This window comes from Maribacter caenipelagi (genome assembly GCF_004364175.1).
Classification (GTDB): domain Bacteria; phylum Bacteroidota; class Bacteroidia; order Flavobacteriales; family Flavobacteriaceae; genus Maribacter; species Maribacter caenipelagi.
The window spans coordinates 56,885-75,254 of the sequence record NZ_SNZW01000014.1; the positions used below are offsets into that span (position 1 = coordinate 56,885).

An 18,370-nucleotide genomic window follows, 5' to 3' on the forward strand; every position below is an offset into this window, starting at 1 on the left:
ACTTCTTGTTTCGCTAGAATTACTCCAATTTCTGCCACGTTTTATCTGATGTAAGCTTAAAACTACCAACATGGTTAAAGTTACATTCTTGAGGTAAAATCAATGATAGAAATGTGCTTTCATCTTTTGCCTTATATAAATGGTATTCCTTACCAACAATGGGCTCAAAACTGAATTTAGCACTATACACAAGATTGTTGTATTCAAAATTATCCATCAGTTTCTTGTACGAAGCTTGTAGTGCTTCATATTCTGCCTTAAACTGATTATTTGCACTTACAATATGCGTATTCTTCCAGGAAGTTACATCTGGCGGAGTAATTTTTGGTGCGGATACTCCGGTTGCAAAAGGGGATAGTTTTCCATGATACTCTTGGGTATCTTCATTGAAAACTACATTATCTGGTTTTTTATCTTTTTTCATAGCCCTACAAATTTAAAGAAAAGCCCGCATTTATCACTTGCAAGATTTTAACGGTATGGGTATCTTCCATTCTTCAAATCTGAATTCAATAAAACGAACTAATTCTAATGGCTATTAAATCTGCCTTTTATCTCATTTTGTTATGCCTAATTGTATCGTGTAATACAGAAAAGCGTTCGAAAGAAATTGTTCTTTACGAAACCTATTGTGCCAGCTGCCATTTGGCTCCGAATATTAATGATTTACCAAAAGATATATGGAGAGATAATGTACTGCCAGATATGGGCGCTCGATTGGGAATTATTACACCAGAAAATCACCCTTATTACAAGTATTCTTTTAATGAACAAATTGCAATAATTAAAACCGGAATTTACCCAAGTAGACCCATCATAAATGAGGAAGATTGGGAGCAATTGGTCGGTTATATTATTAGTATGGCACCAGATAGCGTAGTCAACAATCCTATTAAAATTGAAAATTCTGAGCTATCTCAATTTAATACCAAACCTGTTACACTAGACAGTATTAAAGGCAACTTATATACTTTTATAAAGATAGACACGCTACATCAACAAATACTTATCGGTAATAGGAGAGGGGTATTGAGCTCTTATGACCTTAAAACACATACAAGTAGCGATATCGGGAATTTTGATTTAGCCATAACAGATGCTCGAATTATTGGTGACAGTATTTTTGTAACTAATATGGGTATTATGGACCCCAATGAAATACCTAGAGGAAAAGTTGTTCTTAAAAACGGAAGTGCAACTGCTGTTTTACAAGACTCTTTGCATAGACCTGTACATACCTTGTACATTGATTTAAATAATAATGGAAACGAAGAAATTATTATAAGCGAATTCGGTAACCTAAAAGGTAAACTTACGCTACTTGAAAAAGATGAATACGGTTTCTATAAAAACAAAACATTACTGAATGTACCTGGCACTATAAGAGTAATCGCTAAAGATATGAATGCCGACGGAAAGCAAGATCTAGTGGTTATGGCAGCTCAAGGCGATGAAGCTATTTACATAGTATACCAAAAAGAAAATTTGACTTTTGATGTTGAAAAAGTAATTCGTTTTAGTCCCGTTTTTGGGTCTAGTTGGTTTGAGTTGGTAGACTACAATGGTGATGGTTTCGATGATATCATTACCGTTAACGGTGATAACGCAGACAAATCTATGATTCACAAACCTTACCACGGCATGCGTATTCATTTAAATGATGGAAATAATCAGTTTACCGAAACATTTTTCTTCCCATTAAACGGTGCCACCAGAGTTATTGCCAATGATTTTGATAAGGATGGCGATTTAGATTTTGCATTGTTATCGACGTTTCCTGATTATGAAAAGCACCCTGATTATAATGTTGTCTATTTAAAAAATGAGGATAGTGCCAATTATACATTTATTTCAGAACATTTTGCAGATATAAATATGGGTAGATGGTTTCTTATGGACGCTGCCGATATTGACAATGATGGTGATGATGATTTGGTGCTAAGTGCATTAAATTACTCTTTTACTCCTGTTCCTAAACATTTTAAAAAAGTCTGGAAGGAAAGTTATACCGACCTTTTAATTTTAGAAAATAAACTACATTAGTAGGTATGAAGCAAAAATTGTTCATGGTGTTTTTTCTGCTTACAGCATTTAGTTGTACAGATAAACCTTTGAACGATAAGTATAATTGGGTACCCATGACGGTTACTGCAACTGCCTATAATTCTTTACCGTACCAAACTTCATACGAGCACCCCGCAATTACTGCATGGGGAGATTCTATAAAGCCAGGTCAGAAATGGATAGCAGTGTCTAGAGACCTGTTGAAAAAGGGATTACATTACAATACCATGGTTAAAATAGACACGTTTGAGGGTGTTTATTTGGTGAAAGATAAAATGCATTCGCGATGGAGAAATCGTATTGATATCTACATGGGCGAAAATGTTAATAAGGCAAAAAAATGGGGCAGGCGAAAAATTAACATATTGTACGCCGTTGAAAAAGATAGTTTAGAAATTATTGAATGATGAAAAAACGTGTAGTATATTTTGTTTTGTGTTTGGTAATAGTATCATGTTCTTCTACAAAAACAATTGTTGAACACCCTATCACCTTTAATGAAGAGCGCAAAATATTGACGTTGGAGTACCTTCAAAACAGATACGGACTAGAGCAAGATTCTCCAAAAATTGAACCTAAAATGATTGTTTTACATTGGACGGTCATACCAACTTTCGAAAAATCATTTGAAGCTTTTGACCCTGTTACATTACCCAATTGGCGACCAGATATTAAAAATGTAAGTGGCTTAAATGTGTCTTCTCAATTTATGGTCGATAGAGATGGTACTATTTATCAATTGTTACCAGAAACGACTATGGCGCGCCATGTTATAGGGCTAAACCATTGTGCAATTGGAGTGGAAAATGTTGGAGGGACCGAAGAATTACCTTTGACCAAAGCACAATTAAAGTCTAATATTTGGTTGGTGAAGTATTTGAAAGATAAGTATGATATCGACTATTTAATCGGTCATTACGAATATACCCTTTTTGAGAATCACCCTTTATGGTTAGAAACAGATGAAGGCTATAGAACCGTAAAAACAGATCCTGGACCTCAATTTATGGCTAACGTAAGAATGGCAGTGAAGAATTTAGATTTTAAAGAACTACCCGTTAAACAATAGAAAACAACTAAAGAATAATAATAAATGAAAAAGATATTTCTATCTATATTAAGCTTATGCTCGCTCTCGGTTATAGGGCAATCTGACAATATTACTACTCAATTATATGATACCTACGAGAATTACAAAGAGAGCTCTATTGGTAGTCGACGGATAAAAAGAACAGACATACAACCCCTTATAAATAAGCTTTCTTCAAATAATAAGTTTAAGGTAGCAACCGTTGGTAAGTCTATCGGTGGGAAAGATTTAAGCCTTATCAGCATAGGTACCGGCGAGACCGATGTATTTCTTTGGTCACAAATGCATGGCGATGAACCAACGGCTACACAAGCTATTTTTGATATTCTTAATTTCTTTGATAGTGCTGATTTTGAAAAAGAAAAAGAGGCTATTCTTGCCAACTTAACGGTTCACTTTTTACCAATGTTGAATCCTGATGGTGCTGAGCTCTATCAACGTAGAAATTTGCTAGGTATTGATATTAATAGGGATGCCCTGCGTTTGCAGTCGCCAGAATCTCAGACCTTAAAAAAGGTTCGTGATAGTTTAGATGCCGATTTCGGATTCAACCTTCATGATCAAAGTACATATTATAATGCTGAACGCACCGAAAAGCCAGCTACGATATCGTATTTGGCTCCTGCATATAATTATGAAAAGGAAATCAATAAAACTCGTGGTAACGCCATGAAAATCATCGTTTTTATGAATGATATTCTACAAAAATATGCTCTGGGTCAAGTAGGTAGATATAATGATGATTTTGAACCAAGAGCTTTCGGGGATAATATTCAAAAATGGGGCACAAGCACCATTCTAATTGAATCTGGCGGATATGCAGACGATGTAGAGAAGCAGGAAATTAGAAAACTAAATTACACTTCTATCTTATCTGCCATATATACTATTGCTCAAAAGTCTTATGAATCTATTGGAATTGAAGAATACGAGAAAATTCCCGAAAACGATAGAAAACTGTTCGATTTAAAGATTTTGGGTGCCACTTATAAACTTATGGGTAATTCGTATACTATTGACTTAGGCATGAATCAAATTGAAGTAGATTATCCTGACCACAACTCTTTTTGGTACAGTAGCAGAATTTTAGATCAAGGAGATTTATCTACCTATTACGGGTATGAGACCTTAGATGCAACTGGTTATACGATAAAGCAAGCAAAGGTGTATCCTAAGACCTTAACTAATTTTGATGATGTAAAGGCATTGAATTTTAAAGAGATATTGAAACAAGGTTACGGCTATATTCGTGTATCATCGATTCCTTCAAAAAATATCAATTCACCATTTCCTATACATATATTGGGCACAAAATTTATAATTCCTGAATTGAATCTTGCTCCAGGGATTAATCCTACTTTCTTTTTAGAAAAATCGGGAGTCATTGAATATGGGGTAATTAACGGATTTTTAGTAAACTTAAAGGAGTCTGAAATTCAAGTTCCAAACGGAATGATCTTTAGATAACTAGATTAATTTAAAGTATAAAAAAAGGGAAGCAAATGCTTCCCTTTTTATTTATATACTACCGTAGTTCTTACATGTTATCGTCTGCATCTAAAAGTGCAAAGAATTTATCTAAGTTAGGTAAGATGATGATTTTTGTTCTTCTGTTCATCGCCATATTTTCTTTAGAATCATTTTCTACTAAAGGCAAGTAGCTACTTCTACCAGAAGCGATTAATTGAGAAGGATCAACATCGTATTCTTTCTGTAATTTACGTACAATTGAAGTTGCACGTTTTACACTTAAATCCCAGTTATCGGTAACCATTGGTGTGTTGATTGTTCTAGAATCTGTATGGCCTTCAACCATAACTTCCATACTTGGTTCAGACTTAATTACGTCTGCCAATTTTTGTAAAATTTTATTAGCCTTGCTACTAACATTATAGCTTGCTGTGTTGAACAACAACTCATCAGAAATATTGATCATAACTACAGTCTTATCAATGCTAACATCGATATCTTCACCTTCTTCAGAAATTGATTGCTTCAATTTGTAAGAAACCGCCAAGTTCATTGAATCTTGTAATGTTTGTGCAGCAGCTAATTTAGCTGGATCAACATTTTTCAATGTATTTCTCATCTTAGCTTTTGTATTGTTACTCATAACAGCAACATCATCAACGCTAGTGAACTGACTATCGTTCATGTCCTTTAAAGAGTTGATTTTAGAATTATACTCTTCTACACGAGCTTCAATCTTTGTCATTTGAGCTTGTAACTCTTCTTTTTCAACTTGAGTCTTTTGTAAAGTACTCTGTGTTTGAGATAAGTTATCTTCTAAAGCAACATATTTCTTTTTAGATACACATGAAGTTAAAAGCACTACCGATACTATAGTAACTAAGGATAATCTTTTCATTTTGTTCTCTTTTAATTAATATTAGTTTAATCGGTTTTATATACGGCACAAATCGTCAAACGGATGTTTAAACATAATGAACTATGCAGGTAGCACTGTAAATATCTAACTCAACAAAATGATTATCAACATGTTGTTGATTTCGATTTAGGGCAAAAAAAAAGAAGCATTTACATGCTTCTTTTCATAATTTGTAGGTGAGTTACCTATTCACAACCACCGGTAAATCCGTTTGCACTAAACTTGGTTTGTACAGCTCCTTGTCTAGAACCTGTATTTATTTGTATGGCTAAGTTGTTTTCTCCACTACCATCTCTTTTAGGACTACAGTATTCAAATAAGTAAAAGCTATTAGCTCTTTCTGATACTTTTTCAGAAATGTCTCTAAATGTTCTTTCTAGCTCATCTTTATTGGTAGCAAATACACTAGCCGTTTTACCTACAGCGGTTAAAACTTCAGTGTCAATTTCTGCACCTAAACCAATACTAAAGAATGATATATTGGCATTCGCTTGATTAACCTTTTTCAATGCTGCTTCTTCTGTAAAACGAGAAGCCTGATCCGTACCATCTGTAAATATTACTACTGATGCTGCACCAATTTTACCATCTGCAGTAGATACCTTAACCAAATCAGATGCGATATCTGTTGACTTTATAACTGCACCGTACAAATCAGTAGATGGATCATTACTAATGTCATCTGTAATTCCATCAACGGCATCTGTAAGCTCAACTCTTGAGGAAGTCAGTTCATTTAATAAATGCAATTCATCTTCACCATCAAACCAATAGATTGCCATTTTTACGGACTCTGTTGCTGTTGCTGGCATAACAGCTTCTATAAAGCTTGTTGAGGCTAATTTCAGTTCTTCTAAGCTACTGCTCAATACACTATTACTTAAATCTAGTACAAGTAAGGTATTATTTGAGAAAATTTGTGAGTTCGGTGAAATACGTGCAGAAGACTCTGATGTAGAAATAGTATTAAAACAATCATCATTTCTACCTTGCTCGTAAATAGTAAATTGATTTGCAGTTAAACCGGGTACAGGATTGCCACCAGTATCAGATACTCTAAAAAACACAGACACTTTACCCGGTAGGGTTGTGTATTGTTCTTGTATAGACAAAACCAGTTCTCCTTCTTCGAGTCCCAAACAATCATCAACTTTAGTTCCTTTTCCTAATCCGTCGCCTGTATTTAGGTTCAAGCTTACATCATCATCTGCATTACCACAAGAAACAAGTAGTGTTACAATAAATAACACACTGAAGATCTTTAAAACATTTTTCATATTCATTAATTATAGGTTCAACTAGCAGAACGGACAAAGTTTATTTAAATTATGGCGATTAAAAAAATAAATGTTAAAGATTGTTAAAGCGGATGCTACTCTATACCTAAAGTTTCAAAATACCTATATTTCCTTAGGTTTAAGTCAAATACACTTTCGAAATATTAGCCTTTATTTTACTAACTTAGAAGATGTAAAACTACTATCAATGACCCACGAATTCAAGAAAATTATTAAAGAGTATATCATTGCTAGATCTGCAAACTTAAAATGTGTTTTGGCAACGGTAGTCGATTTAGACGGATCATCATATCGTAAGCCTGGTGTTCGCATGCTAATTCGCGAAGATGATGTAATGATTGGTGCGGTTAGTGGCGGGTGTGTAGAGAAAGAAGTTTTGTTTCAGGCACAATCTGTATTTGAGAATCAAACTACAAAACTAATGACCTATGATGGTCGATTTAGATTGGGTTGCGAAGGCATACTTTACATAGTACTAGAATCTTTTTCACCAAGCGAAGCACTCATAAATGATTTTAACCTAGTCATTGAAAACCGTCAATCTTTTGAACTTAGTACAACATATCAAAAAGAATATGGTATTTTAAATGGATATGGTAGTTTCATAAAACTTAACTCCAACTCCTATACTTTTAATAAACATACCATAACGCTGTCAAAAGCTTTAGTCTTTTCGCAAACAATGCAACCTTGTCAACGACTTTTATTAATTGGCGGAGAGCACGATGCTGTGCAATTAGCGCATTTCGGATTAAGTATGGGGTGGGAAGTTAATGTAGCCGTTACTCCGAAAGAGAATAAATCAATTTCAGATTTCCCTGGTATTGATGCTTTGTATGATTGTGAACCCGAAGATTTTCCTGTTGAAACAATAGATAAGAATACAGCCATTCTTTTAATGACGCATAGCTACGTAAAAGATTTGAAGTATTTAATGATGCTTAAGAATAGTAGCCCTACATATTTGGGAGTTTTAGGACCAATAAAGCGTAGAGAGAAATTACTGTCTGAATTATTAGAACATGATATGGACGTTGACTTAGATTTTATCGAAGGTGTTCACGGACCAGCAGGATTGAATATTGGTGCAGAGACTCCCCAAGAAATAGCAATATCAATTCTTGCAGAAATTTTAACCGTTATTCGAAAAACACAACCTGTAATGTTAAAAGACAAATTGAAATCAATTCATTGAAGAAAAAAGTAGATATAGCAGTGCTTATTATGGCTGCCGGTGGCTCTAGAAGAATGGATGGCATAAAGCAATTAATGCCTTGGAAAGATTCTAATTTCTTATTAGAAACCATTAAAACTGTTCAAAACACTAATTCGGAATCAGTTCATGTAGTCTTAGGTTCAAACGCTGAATTTATTACTACACAGTGTAGTTTAGAAGAAAAAAATATAGATATCATCGTTAATTCTAATTGGGAAAATGGGTTGGGCGATAGTATTGCATACGGAGTTAAAGTGTTACTTAAGCAAAGATCTACTTTAGACGGCATCTTAATTTGTCTTGCAGACCAGCCTTTGTTGAGTTTTAAATACTTAAATTCTTTAATTGAAGAGTTCGTAAAACACCCATCAAAAGTTATAGCAACAAACTACGGAAAAAAGTTAGGTGTACCCACATTGTTTCCTAAATTGCTGTTTAAAGAATTGTCTACATTAAAAGGAGATTTCGGTGCTAAAGAAATTTTAAACGATGAAAGCAATGCAATTATTTCATTAAATGCGGCAGATCAAATTGTTGATATAGACACAAACCTAGAATACCAAAATCTAATAAACCGAACCAATAACACGCTTAATACGTAATATGATTAAATTAAAATATACAATTCTTATACTTCTGACTTCCTTACTTTCATCTCCTATACTAGCCCAAGAAATGGGCTTTGAAGAATATAATCCGAAATCTACTTTGGTGGTGCCTGGTGGCGAAATCACCAAAGCGAAATTCCCTTTTATAGATGTACATAGCCATCAACGAGATATGTCAGTTGAAGCCTTAAATGGATTAATTACTCATATGGATGCCATGAACGAAGCCATAATGGTAAACTTGAGCGGAAGGTCTGGCGAAAGTCTAAAAGAGAAAATTGATAATATTAATAAAAGTTACCCTAATAGGTTTGTAGTTTTTGCAAATGTAGATTTTGAAGGTGCAAAAGATATGGAATGGGGAAAACAGGCTGCAGCCCAATTAGAGCAAGATATTAAGAATGGTGCTAAAGGATTAAAGATTTTTAAAAGCTTAGGCTTACGTAATAAGGATGCGGACGGAAACCGTTTGGCGATAGATGATCCCCGTTTAGATCCTATTTGGGCAAAATGTGCTGAAATGGGGGTTCCGGTATTAATTCATGCAGCTGACCCAAAGTCCTTTTGGGATGACATGGATGCTGATAACGAACGTTGGCTAGAATTAAAAACGCACCCTAGAAGAAAACGTACAGCTACAGATCCTGCACCTTTCGAGCAGATTATTCAAGAGCAACATAATGTGTTCAAAAAACATCCGAACACTAAATTCATAAATGCTCACATGGGGTGGCATGCAAACAATCTTGAAAAACTGGGAAAGCTGTTAGATGAAATGCCTAATATGAATGTTGGTATATCTGCTGTTATTGCAGAATTAGGTAGACAGCCACAAAATGCAAGAGCTTTTTTTATAAAATATCAAGACAGGGTATTATTTGGTAAGGATAGTTGGAAACCAGAAGAATTCCCGACGTATTTTAGGGTTTTAGAAAGTAACGATGAGTATTTTCCTTATTACAAGAAATACCATGCGTTTTGGTCCATGTATGGATTAAACCTACCTGACCATGTATTGAAGAAATTGTACTATAAAAACGCGCTGAACCTTATTCCTGGTTTAGATGCATCGTTATTTGAAAAGTAGATTATACTTTTTTAAGTACTACCGTTTCTGCTTTAACGGGAATATCTTTTACATCTTGAAAAATACCGCATGACATTTGTTTTTTAGCAAGTGCTGGGGTATTTTTTCTTTTTGTCAATGCTTCTATTTCGGGATTTAAAAACTGCATATCAGAATATTTTTATAATAAAACGTACATATACACCTCATGTTGTATGAGTTAGGATTATTTTACTCTAATTTAAAAAAGAATTTAAGTTGAAGTGTGACAAACTATATAAAAGGCATACTAATGGGTAAAATAGGTTTATATAAATGCAAAAAGAAGCAGTCTTTACTGATTTAATACGAGAGCATCAGTCCCTTTTATACAAGGTAACTTCCATTTATTCAGATAATAAAGAGGATCAAGAAGATCTGTTTCAAGAAATAGTCTACCAACTTTGGAAATATTTTGACTCGTTTCGCAACGATTCAAAAATAACCACTTGGATGTATCGTGTAGCGATGAATACGTCAATTACCTTTATTAAGAAGAAAAAGAGAAGACCAGATTCCGTCCCCATTGCAGATGTTTTTGTAAAGCAATCAGATTCTAATGATGACACTTATGAAGAGCGATTACGATTGCTATATCAGCATTTAAAATATTTAAACACCTTAGAAAAAGGACTTATTTTTCTTTTACTTGAAGGTAAAAGCTATAAAGAGATAGCGCAAATTACAGGGCTAAATGATAGCAATGTAGGTACTAAGATATCTCGGATAAAGAAGAAATTAAAAATTAACATGGCAAAGCAATAAATCATGGAATTAGAAGAGCTAAAGTCTGCATGGACACAAATGAGTGATGAATTAAATCATCAAAAAAAATTGACGAACCAAATAATATTAGATATGACAAAACAGAAATATCAGAATAAATTTACAACCATTACCAAATACGAAACTTTAGGCGCTGTTGTCTGTTTTGTTGTAGCATTCTTTGTATTGCTTAACTTTAGTAAATTAGACACCTGGTACCTACAGGTTTGCGGAGTGCTCACCCTCTCATTTCTAATTGTGTTACCTGTAATGGTACTTACAACCCTAAAAAGATTAAAAAACATAGATATACTAAATGGGTCGTATAAAGAAAATTTAAAATTCTACTTGAAGACTAAGAATAGACTTTTAAGATTGCAAAAAATTGGTATAGCTGTCGGTTTTATTGCACTCTTCTTTATCGTACCTGTAACTTCTAAAATTATTTCTAACAAGAACGTATTTTTAACTAGTTTAAAAACTGAACAATATATAGTATTTGCTATAACATTAATAATAATGGTGTTTTTCTGCAGATGGGCATATAATGGATACCTTAAAATAACCCAATCTGCCCAAGAGTTGATACAAGAATTAGAATAAATTCTTTATTCAGTAAGTTTCTTTTGAACGTAATTTAAAATAAGCATCCAATTCATTTTTAATAGGAGGGAGGCTGTCGGTATATTGTCATCGGCAATAGCAGAAATGATAGAATCATGTTGATTATCAGATTTGTTGTAGAAAGAATCATCATTGGTAAAGGCATGTTCATAGAAGAAGATGCGTGTCTTTAAATCATGAAGAATTTTAAGTGCCAATTCATTTTTATAACCCTTTGTCAATAATCTATGAAATTCTAAATCTGCCTGAATTCTATCGATGGCGTTGGATGCTTTTTCAAAAACCTCTTGTTGATTTTTTAAATTATCGATATCTTCTACATTAAACTCAGAGTTTTCAATAGCCATCACTTCTAAGTTCGCTACTAGTTCATACAAATCTTCAGCTTCCTTTACATCTAATTCGGCAATTATAAAACCTCTATTGGGTACAGCTTTTATAATATGAGACTGTTGTAATTGGGTCAAAGCTTCTCTAATTGGAGTAACACTCACCTTTAAATGCCGTGCAAGAGCCGCTAAATTTATGGTCTTGCCAGTTTTAAGGTTCCCTGTTGTCATTTCTGACAACAAATAATCCCTTACTTGATCTCTTAAGTTCATTTTAACCAGCATACTTCAAATATAATATATCGTATACGATTATAAACGCTTTTACACCCAACTTTATCGACAAAGATTTACTTCATCGAAAATCTACGTTAATATACCTTGTATCAATACTATAATACATTTTTAAACGTTTCAAAAGTTTAACCTACAAAAAAGAAAAAATGAAGTATTTAAAATACATATTCAAAAAGCCTTTTATATTAATTAGCGTTGCTATCTTTAGTTATAGCTGTAGTGATGATGATACTGTAAATGAAGAAGTTAGTTTAACCAAATCAGATTTACAAGCGGTATTAGAAATTGATGAAATTACTAACGGTGTTGATTTGGCTCTTTTTAATTTAAATGCCAATGCCGCGTCTACTGGTAAATCTTACAGTTTTGATTGTTATACTGCCGTATATTCAGACACAGGTTATGTTGCTACCTTTAATAATTGTGTTTTAAACGGTACTGAAAATGTAAATGGAACGTTAACAGTAACATATGATCTAGAAGATCAATCTGGTTCTTTTACTGCGAGTTATGATGATTTTTATATAGGAGATATAAAAATTAATGGTTCAAGATCGTTCGAATTTAACTCGAATACCGATAGTAGTGCATTAACCTTTGAGGTTACAAGTGATATGATCGTAGAGATGGAAGATGGTTCTATTATTTCTGATAATGGTGTAAGGGCTACTACTTTATTTTTTGGCGAAGTAACTACTACGTTTAGTATCACCGGAAATTGGACAGTTTTGTATGAAGGTAATACCTATAATGTTTCTGTAAACAACGCTTTAACTAGCGCTATTACCTGTTCGTATGTATCTGGTGGAGATATGGATCTAACAAAAAATGGATTAACAGTTAATGTTGATTTCGGAGATTCAACATGCGATGATTTAGCCATTTTAACATACCCTAATGGAGTAGTAGAAGAAATTACCTTAGAAGATTAAAGCAATAATTTTTAGAAAAGAAAAAAAGGATAAGGTTCAAGTGATTTTATCCTTTTTCTTTTACTATTTTTCAGACTTAGTCGCTGTCTAATTTATCCGTGCCAATTCAAAATATTTGAAATTGGAGCCCATATTTTGGAATAATTATTATTAATGGGTATGATTTCTCGAAGATGCCCATTGTACTCTTTTACTGTTCTTAAAACTTGAAAAGAATGAATTTCTTCTTGTTTCTGTCGGTGTGTTTCTGATAAAAGTTCTCATGATGTTCGTTTTTATATCGGTGATTAGTCGAATGATTATTGATTTAATTTTGATTGATAAATTCTTAATGTGTGTGATGTCTAGAAGCTACCCATTGTATTCTTTTACTATTTTTAAAGCTGGTAAAAAATGTATTTCTCCTAGATTCTGTCGGTGTGTTTCTGATAAAAGTTCTCATAATGTTTGTTTTTAAATTCGGTGATTAGCCGAGTGATTGATGAATGTTTTTTGTTACTATTTTAATGGGTATGATTTCTTGATGATGCCCATTGTACTCTTTTACTGTTCTTAAAACTTGAAAAGAATGAATTTCTTCTTGTTTCTGTCGGTGTGTTTCTGATAAAAGTTCTCATAATGTTTGTTTTTAAATTCGGTGATTAGCCGAGTGATTGATGAATGATTAATTAAGGTATTATTAATGGGTATGATTTCTTGATGATGCCCATTGTACTCTTTTACTGTTCTTAAAACTTGAAAAAAATGAATTTCTTCTTGTTTCTGTCGGTGTGTTTCTGATAAATGTTCTCATGATGTTTGTTTTTAAATTCGGTGATTAGCCGAGTGATTGATGAATGTTTTTTGTTACTGTTTTAATGGGTATGATTTCGTGATGAAGCCCATTGTACTCTTTTACTGTTCTTAAAACTTGAAAAGAATGAATTTCTTCTTGTTTCTGTCGGTGTGTTTCTGATAAATGTTCTCATGATGTTTGATTTTTAATTGATGATTAATAATATTGTTATACTTACTAGACGAGGTTATTTGAAATTTGTTACAGTACTATGCATAAAAAGGTACTATTTTTAACAAAAAACTATTCGAAATTCATACTAAATAACTGTGATTCAGTCGTTTAATTCAATTTGTGAATTTTAAAATTTTAACATTTTTTCACGATTTAAGTAATCTAAAGATATTTTAAGGGTAGGAGAAAGTGGTGAAAGCTTATAAAAAAGAGTATATAATATGATGGTATTTAAAAATTATCATAAAGTCTCTTAAAAGTTTGCCAGTTTGAACCCTTCTAATGCTAAATAATTGAAATACAAATCATATCTTTGTAGAACTTTAAAGGGATGCAGATGATTCTTGCAATGACCTTACAACAAATAGGATAAATAGGTTTTCTCAAAAAACTTACCGTTTGTTTTACACGTCACCACGTATTTCAATTCCTTTATTGCAAAATCTATTATTATCATTAAAATTACGAATGGCAAAATCGCAACAAACATTTAATAAAACTGAAAAAGAAAAAAAGCGCTTAAAAAAGCGTGAAGAAAAGAAGAAAAAAATGCTTGCTCGTAAAGCAGCTGCAAAAGAAAGTGGTACTTCTGGTATTCCACTTGCTTATGTAGATTTCAACGGAAACTTGGTAGATACTCCGCCAGATCCAGCAATGAAAGTCGAAATTGAGGCAGAAGATATCGTTTTAGGTATTCCTAAAAAAGAAGAAGGTGATGTTGAAGAATTCGATCCAGTAAGAAATGGTAAAGTTTCTTTCTTCGATACAACAAAAGGATTTGGTTTCATTATAGACGCTGAGAACAACGAAAAATACTTCGTTCATGTTAGTGGTCTTATCGATGAGATTATGGAAAACGATAAAGTTTCTTACGAGTTAGAAAAGGGCATGAAGGGTATGAACGCCGTTCGTGTTAAGAAAATTTAGTTTTAAAGATTTTTAATGGCGAAAATGCAACGTAACACCGTATTGGTAGTATTGTCATTTTTCGCCATTTATTTCATTTGGGGCTCTACCTATTTATGGAATAAAATTGCAGTAACCGAATTACCCGCCTTTATGTTGGCAGGTATACGTTTTGTAATTGCCGGCAGTCTTATTTTTATTATCTCAAAAATATTAGGCTTCTCACTTAAAATTACCAAGCAACAATTCAAGAATACTATTCTTGCAGGTTTTCTATTTCTAACTTTCGGAAACGGTGTTGTCGTTTGGGCTCTTAAATTTGTAGATAGTGGCTTTGCCGCTCTTGAAGTATCAGCGCAACCTTTGGTAGTTTTATTAATGATGCGTGTATTTCAAGGAAAAAAAATACAGCCAATGTCAATAGTTGGTGTAATTCTGGGTATAACAGGTATTTTTCTACTTGTCGGACAGAAAGAAATAATTGCTCAAGACGGAGCGATATTGGGCATGGTATTAATTTTTGTATGTATGCTTAGCTGGTCTTATGGTAGTTTATTTGTCGGCAACGCCGATTTACCTAAGAACTTCTTTGTAAATACGGGTTACCAAATGTTAACTAGCGGCATATCGTTATTGATTATAAGTACCCTGTTTGGCGAACAATGGATATCGCCGATTGATTGGAGTATTCCTGTTATTACATCGATGTTACTATTAATTATTTTTGGTAGTATCGTAACCTTTACCGCTTTCAATTACTTGCTTCGAATAGTATCTCCAGAAAAAGTTGCTACTTCTTCTTATGTTAACCCTATAATTGCAATGATTCTTGGTTGGTATTTTTTAAATGAAGATATCACCGCTCAATCAGCGATTGCATCGGTTGTTCTTTTAACAGGCGTCTATTTCATTAATACCAAAAAGAGCTTGACAATCTTCTCGAGGTTTTCAGGTAAACGTATTCCTAAAGACCCAGTGGGTTAATCTTAATAGGTAAAATTTCTCTAGGTTTCATATTATCTAAATGAATAGTGCCAATGCGTACACGAATTAACCGAACTGTTGGAAAACCTACGGCTGCAGTCATTTTACGAACTTGGCGAAATTTCCCTTCTTTAACTATAATACTTATCCACGAGGTTGGTCTGTGCCTACCAATTCGTAATGCCTGATCTGCATCGGGTAGAGATGGTAAATCGTCTAAAACTTTTACTTCACAAGACTTGGTCGTGTATTTCTTCCCGAATATTCCGATGGTTACTCCCTCTGCTATCTTTTGAATTGCTTCAGGTGTAATTAATCCATCCAGTTGGGCTAAATATTCCTTTTCTATTCCTGAATTATTTATGGTGTCGCTCAACTTTCCATCCGTAGTCATTAATAGTAATCCTTCAGATTTTTCATCCAACCGTCCAATCGGCATTATCCCATGGGGAAAATCGTAAAGCTCACTTAAAAATCTTTTTTTACGTAGTTGTCGATCTTCACCAGAGGTCATCTGACTTAACATTGCGTAGGGTTTATAGATTTTAAAATGGCTGTGTTGCATTAATTTAACCGCTTACAATTTATTTTGATGGCATATGGTCGCAAAAGATACCCTTTTTAACCCATGAATTAGTAATCTATTATAGAGAATGTTACCTTTGTGCCCTCCAGAGAAGATTTTATGCAAGAGACAGTTTTTGAATTACAAGATAGAAAGACAGATAAGGAACTTTATAGCTATCAACAAGGAGCAATTCAACAAATTTTTGACAAGTTCGATTCAGAACGAGATGATTATCACCTTCTTTACCAACTTCCGACCGGTGGTGGTAAAACAGTGATTTTTTCCGAAATGGTACGTCAGTATTTAAAGAACCATAACAAGAAAGTTTTGGTAATGACGCACCGTATTGAACTTTGTAACCAGACTTCTTCAATGCTTACTAGTTTTGGCGTTGTTAACAAAGTAGTCAATAGTAAAGCAAATCTTGATGACCACGAGCGTTATAGCTGTTATGTGGCCATGGTAGAAACCTTAAATAATAGGCTGAACGACGATCAATTAGATATTTCTGATGTTGGCCTAGTTATTATCGATGAAGCTCACTATAATTCTTTCACCAAACTATTTAAGTTCTTTGAAAATTCTTTTGTTCTTGGTGTTACGGCAACTCCGTTAAGTTCAAATAAGGACTTACCAATGAACAAAAACTATGACGAGCTTATACCAGGTGAAACCATAGAAAATCTTATAGCCAATGATTTCTTGGCTAGGGCGGAGGTATTTCAGTATGACATGGGACTTACATCTCTAGAAATTGGTTCTAATGGTGATTACACCGTTAAATCATCTGCTGATTTATATACGAGTCCAGCAATGTTGAGCAAACTTTTAGAAGCGTATACAAAACATTCTAAAGGTAAAAAGACATTGATTTTCAATAATGGTATCGAAACTTCTATTCAGGTTTACCATACTTTTCAGGCTGCAGGTTTAAACATCATGCACCTTGATAATACAGCTACCAAAAAACAGCGTAAACAGATTTTAAAATGGTTTAAAGAAACACCTGATGCAATATTAACATCGGTTAGTATTTTAACTACAGGTTTTGATGAACCTACTATTGATACTATTATTTTAAATAGAGCAACAAAATCACTTACACTTTACTATCAAATGATCGGTAGGGGTTCTAGGGTTTTGAATAACAAATCGAAATTTACTGTTATTGATTTAGGTAACAACCTTTATCGTTTCGGACCATGGGGTGCAGATTTAGATTGGGGAGCTATATTCAAGTCTCCGAACTTCTACATGGACCGCATTAAAGATGATGAGGATATTGAAAGTGATTTCAAGCTTGAGCTTTCTGATGAAGTTAAAGAAGAATTCAAAAACTCTAAGGAAACTTATTTTGATATTAAAGAAACATACGAAACGGCAACATTTGCTGGGGAATCTTCTAAAGTAGTTTTAGAACGTTCTATCGCTCACCATGCGTATATGTGTATAGAAAACAGCGAAGATGTTTATGATGCATTGGCTTTAGCTAAATTACTAAAGGAAGATATTGATAATCGTATTCATGTATACGGAAAGTGTATTAGTAAGAGTACCTACAATTTCTTAAGCTGGTTAAAAGATGATTACCAAAAGAAACTTAATGCGTATTTAAGAGAAAATTTTGATTCTGTTTTTGAAGATATTCACGGGCATCCACCAGAAGACTAATTTGAATTCAAATTTTCTATTTTTAGAGAATTTTAAAATATAAGAAGGGCTGTTCTTTTAAGAACAGCCCTTCTTATTTATAGTCAATTACTTCTTATTCAACAATAAGACTGTCTTGGGGAGTAGGATTCAAAGGACAGAAATATACATATTCGCCTTTTTCTAATTTAGTTTCTTTAGAGTGGCCAACTGTATTATTCTTTACTGCAGAAGTTGCATATGCAGTTTGAATATGGTTTTCTGGTTTAGATGCGTCTTTCTCTTTTTTTACCAATACCAAACCAACATCTTTACCTACATTGTTATTTGCAATATCAAAAATATATGTGCCTTCGCTAACAGTAATTGATTTCTGTGTAAACTCACCAGTTGTTTGCTCTAAAGCATTTTTCTTAACTGGTTGATGCTTCATCATTTTATCTTGAGCGTTGGCACTGAATGAAAATGCTAATGCGGTAACTAAAATTGATAATACTTTTTTCATTTGTTTTAAATTTTTAAGGGCTTTTGCCCAA

At 33.5% G+C, this 18,370-nt stretch carries 20 protein-coding genes; 13 read left to right on the forward strand and 7 right to left on the reverse strand.

What is annotated here, in order from left to right; translation table 11 throughout:
- Positions 1–19: 19 nt before the first annotated feature.
- The gene (locus DFQ03_RS08165; RefSeq protein WP_133672692.1) at positions 20–424 is read right to left on the reverse strand and encodes a DUF2452 domain-containing protein; all 405 of its coding nucleotides are present in this window, start codon (positions 422–424) and stop codon (positions 20–22) included.
- Positions 425–531: 107 nt separating this feature from the next.
- On the opposite strand from DFQ03_RS08165, the gene DFQ03_RS08170 reads away from it, so the two are divergent.
- The 4 genes from DFQ03_RS08170 to DFQ03_RS08185 are packed head-to-tail and all read left to right on the forward strand — an operon-like array spanning position 532 to position 4,621.
- On the forward strand, positions 532–2,043 hold the full coding sequence (locus DFQ03_RS08170; RefSeq protein ID WP_133672693.1) for an FG-GAP-like repeat-containing protein: 1,512 nt from the start codon (positions 532–534) through the stop codon (positions 2,041–2,043).
- A 5-nt stretch (positions 2,044–2,048) separates the two neighbouring features.
- Positions 2,049–2,471: a 3D domain-containing protein gene (locus DFQ03_RS08175; protein WP_243834458.1), complete on the forward strand. Its 423-nt coding sequence runs from the start codon at positions 2,049–2,051 to the stop codon at positions 2,469–2,471.
- A complete protein-coding gene (locus tag DFQ03_RS08180) occupies positions 2,471–3,133 on the forward strand; it encodes an N-acetylmuramoyl-L-alanine amidase (protein WP_133673126.1) in 663 nt (220 codons plus the stop codon). The genes DFQ03_RS08175 and DFQ03_RS08180 overlap by 1 nt, the downstream gene beginning before the upstream one ends.
- Before the next feature lie 24 nt (positions 3,134–3,157).
- Positions 3,158–4,621 (forward strand): M14 family metallopeptidase, encoded by a 1,464-nt coding sequence (locus DFQ03_RS08185; protein WP_133672694.1) that lies wholly within the window; start codon positions 3,158–3,160, stop codon positions 4,619–4,621.
- Positions 4,622–4,691: 70 nt separating this feature from the next.
- Here DFQ03_RS08185 and DFQ03_RS08190 read toward each other — a convergent pair whose 3' ends face one another.
- Entirely contained in the window at positions 4,692–5,522 is an 831-nt protein-coding gene (locus DFQ03_RS08190) for an OmpA/MotB family protein (RefSeq protein WP_133672695.1), read from the reverse strand.
- 206 nt (positions 5,523–5,728) lie between these two features.
- Complete coding sequence (locus DFQ03_RS08195) at positions 5,729–6,820, reverse strand: vWA domain-containing protein (RefSeq protein WP_133672696.1); 1,092 nt, start codon at positions 6,818–6,820, stop codon at positions 5,729–5,731.
- Between the two features lie 208 nt (positions 6,821–7,028).
- On the opposite strand from DFQ03_RS08195, the gene DFQ03_RS08200 reads away from it, so the two are divergent.
- From DFQ03_RS08200 to DFQ03_RS08210, 3 genes are read left to right on the forward strand one after another with little or no spacing between them, the layout of a single operon-like run.
- The gene (locus DFQ03_RS08200) at positions 7,029–8,036 is read left to right on the forward strand and encodes an XdhC family protein (RefSeq protein WP_133672697.1); all 1,008 of its coding nucleotides are present in this window, start codon (positions 7,029–7,031) and stop codon (positions 8,034–8,036) included.
- On the forward strand, positions 8,033–8,659 hold the full coding sequence (locus DFQ03_RS08205) for a nucleotidyltransferase family protein (RefSeq protein ID WP_133672698.1): 627 nt from the start codon (positions 8,033–8,035) through the stop codon (positions 8,657–8,659). The genes DFQ03_RS08200 and DFQ03_RS08205 overlap by 4 nt, the downstream gene beginning before the upstream one ends.
- Before the next feature lies 1 nt (position 8,660).
- On the forward strand, positions 8,661–9,752 hold the full coding sequence (locus DFQ03_RS08210; protein ID WP_133672699.1) for an amidohydrolase family protein: 1,092 nt from the start codon (positions 8,661–8,663) through the stop codon (positions 9,750–9,752).
- 1 nt (position 9,753) lies between these two features.
- On the opposite strand, the gene DFQ03_RS18790 is transcribed toward DFQ03_RS08210, so the two are convergent.
- Complete coding sequence (locus DFQ03_RS18790) at positions 9,754–9,900, reverse strand: hypothetical protein (protein ID WP_166637451.1); 147 nt, start codon at positions 9,898–9,900, stop codon at positions 9,754–9,756.
- A 146-nt stretch (positions 9,901–10,046) separates the two neighbouring features.
- Between DFQ03_RS18790 and DFQ03_RS08215 the strand changes: the two genes are divergently transcribed.
- Both DFQ03_RS08215 and DFQ03_RS08220 read left to right on the forward strand, forming a co-directional pair.
- Positions 10,047–10,535, forward strand: a complete 489-nt coding sequence (locus DFQ03_RS08215) for an RNA polymerase sigma factor (RefSeq protein WP_133672700.1) — start codon at positions 10,047–10,049, stop codon at positions 10,533–10,535.
- Positions 10,536–10,538: 3 nt separating this feature from the next.
- Entirely contained in the window at positions 10,539–11,138 is a 600-nt protein-coding gene (locus tag DFQ03_RS08220) for a hypothetical protein (protein WP_133672701.1), read from the forward strand.
- Positions 11,139–11,143: 5 nt separating this feature from the next.
- Here DFQ03_RS08220 and DFQ03_RS08225 read toward each other — a convergent pair whose 3' ends face one another.
- Positions 11,144–11,761, reverse strand: a complete 618-nt coding sequence (locus DFQ03_RS08225) for a GntR family transcriptional regulator (RefSeq protein ID WP_243834459.1) — start codon at positions 11,759–11,761, stop codon at positions 11,144–11,146.
- 170 nt (positions 11,762–11,931) lie between these two features.
- Here DFQ03_RS08225 and DFQ03_RS08230 point away from each other — a divergent pair, with 170 nt between their 5' ends.
- From DFQ03_RS08230 to DFQ03_RS08240, 3 genes are all read left to right on the forward strand, one after another.
- Positions 11,932–12,717, forward strand: coding sequence for a hypothetical protein (locus DFQ03_RS08230; protein WP_133672703.1), 786 nt, complete (start codon positions 11,932–11,934; stop codon positions 12,715–12,717).
- A gap of 1,477 nt (positions 12,718–14,194) precedes the next feature.
- Positions 14,195–14,653 carry a cold-shock protein gene (locus DFQ03_RS08235; protein ID WP_027067021.1) on the forward strand — a complete coding sequence of 153 codons (459 nt, stop codon included), beginning with the start codon at positions 14,195–14,197 and terminating at the stop codon, positions 14,651–14,653.
- Between the two features lie 15 nt (positions 14,654–14,668).
- Positions 14,669–15,616, forward strand: a complete 948-nt coding sequence (locus DFQ03_RS08240) for an EamA family transporter (protein WP_133672704.1) — start codon at positions 14,669–14,671, stop codon at positions 15,614–15,616.
- Here the strand turns inward: DFQ03_RS08240 and DFQ03_RS08245 are convergent.
- Complete coding sequence (locus DFQ03_RS08245) at positions 15,597–16,181, reverse strand: pseudouridine synthase (RefSeq protein WP_133672705.1); 585 nt, start codon at positions 16,179–16,181, stop codon at positions 15,597–15,599. The two genes, DFQ03_RS08240 and DFQ03_RS08245, sit on opposite strands and share 20 nt — an antisense overlap.
- A gap of 120 nt (positions 16,182–16,301) precedes the next feature.
- On the opposite strand from DFQ03_RS08245, the gene DFQ03_RS08250 reads away from it, so the two are divergent.
- Complete coding sequence (locus DFQ03_RS08250) at positions 16,302–17,855, forward strand: DEAD/DEAH box helicase (RefSeq protein ID WP_133672706.1); 1,554 nt, start codon at positions 16,302–16,304, stop codon at positions 17,853–17,855.
- Between the two features lie 94 nt (positions 17,856–17,949).
- Here DFQ03_RS08250 and DFQ03_RS08255 read toward each other — a convergent pair whose 3' ends face one another.
- Positions 17,950–18,339 carry a hypothetical protein gene (locus DFQ03_RS08255; protein WP_133672707.1) on the reverse strand — a complete coding sequence of 130 codons (390 nt, stop codon included), beginning with the start codon at positions 18,337–18,339 and terminating at the stop codon, positions 17,950–17,952.
- Positions 18,340–18,370: the final 31 nt, after the last annotated feature.

Bases quoted from the DNA above. Each gene is read 5' to 3' on its own strand.
- DFQ03_RS08170 (WP_133672693.1), top strand. From the start codon at position 532: ATGGCTATTAAATCTGCCTTTTATCTCATTTTGTTATGCCTAATTGTA.
- DFQ03_RS08255 (WP_133672707.1), bottom strand. From the start codon at position 18,339: ATGAAAAAAGTATTATCAATTTTAGTTACCGCATTAGCATTTTCATTC.
- DFQ03_RS08245 (WP_133672705.1), bottom strand. From the start codon at position 16,181: ATGCAACACAGCCATTTTAAAATCTATAAACCCTACGCAATGTTAAGT.
- DFQ03_RS08215 (WP_133672700.1), top strand. From the start codon at position 10,047: ATGCAAAAAGAAGCAGTCTTTACTGATTTAATACGAGAGCATCAGTCC.
- DFQ03_RS08235 (WP_027067021.1), top strand. From the start codon at position 14,195: ATGGCAAAATCGCAACAAACATTTAATAAAACTGAAAAAGAAAAAAAG.
- DFQ03_RS08210 (WP_133672699.1), top strand. From the start codon at position 8,661: ATGATTAAATTAAAATATACAATTCTTATACTTCTGACTTCCTTACTT.
- DFQ03_RS08190 (WP_133672695.1), bottom strand. From the start codon at position 5,522: ATGAAAAGATTATCCTTAGTTACTATAGTATCGGTAGTGCTTTTAACT.
- DFQ03_RS18790 (WP_166637451.1), bottom strand. From the start codon at position 9,900: ATGCAGTTTTTAAATCCCGAAATAGAAGCATTGACAAAAAGAAAAAAT.
- DFQ03_RS08195 (WP_133672696.1), bottom strand. From the start codon at position 6,820: ATGAAAAATGTTTTAAAGATCTTCAGTGTGTTATTTATTGTAACACTA.
- DFQ03_RS08250 (WP_133672706.1), top strand. From the start codon at position 16,302: ATGCAAGAGACAGTTTTTGAATTACAAGATAGAAAGACAGATAAGGAA.
- DFQ03_RS08200 (WP_133672697.1), top strand. From the start codon at position 7,029: ATGACCCACGAATTCAAGAAAATTATTAAAGAGTATATCATTGCTAGA.
- DFQ03_RS08240 (WP_133672704.1), top strand. From the start codon at position 14,669: ATGGCGAAAATGCAACGTAACACCGTATTGGTAGTATTGTCATTTTTC.
- DFQ03_RS08185 (WP_133672694.1), top strand. From the start codon at position 3,158: ATGAAAAAGATATTTCTATCTATATTAAGCTTATGCTCGCTCTCGGTT.
- DFQ03_RS08175 (WP_243834458.1), top strand. From the start codon at position 2,049: ATGAAGCAAAAATTGTTCATGGTGTTTTTTCTGCTTACAGCATTTAGT.
- DFQ03_RS08220 (WP_133672701.1), top strand. From the start codon at position 10,539: ATGGAATTAGAAGAGCTAAAGTCTGCATGGACACAAATGAGTGATGAA.
- DFQ03_RS08230 (WP_133672703.1), top strand. From the start codon at position 11,932: ATGAAGTATTTAAAATACATATTCAAAAAGCCTTTTATATTAATTAGC.
- DFQ03_RS08180 (WP_133673126.1), top strand. From the start codon at position 2,471: ATGAAAAAACGTGTAGTATATTTTGTTTTGTGTTTGGTAATAGTATCA.
- DFQ03_RS08225 (WP_243834459.1), bottom strand. From the start codon at position 11,761: ATGAACTTAAGAGATCAAGTAAGGGATTATTTGTTGTCAGAAATGACA.
- DFQ03_RS08165 (WP_133672692.1), bottom strand. From the start codon at position 424: ATGAAAAAAGATAAAAAACCAGATAATGTAGTTTTCAATGAAGATACC.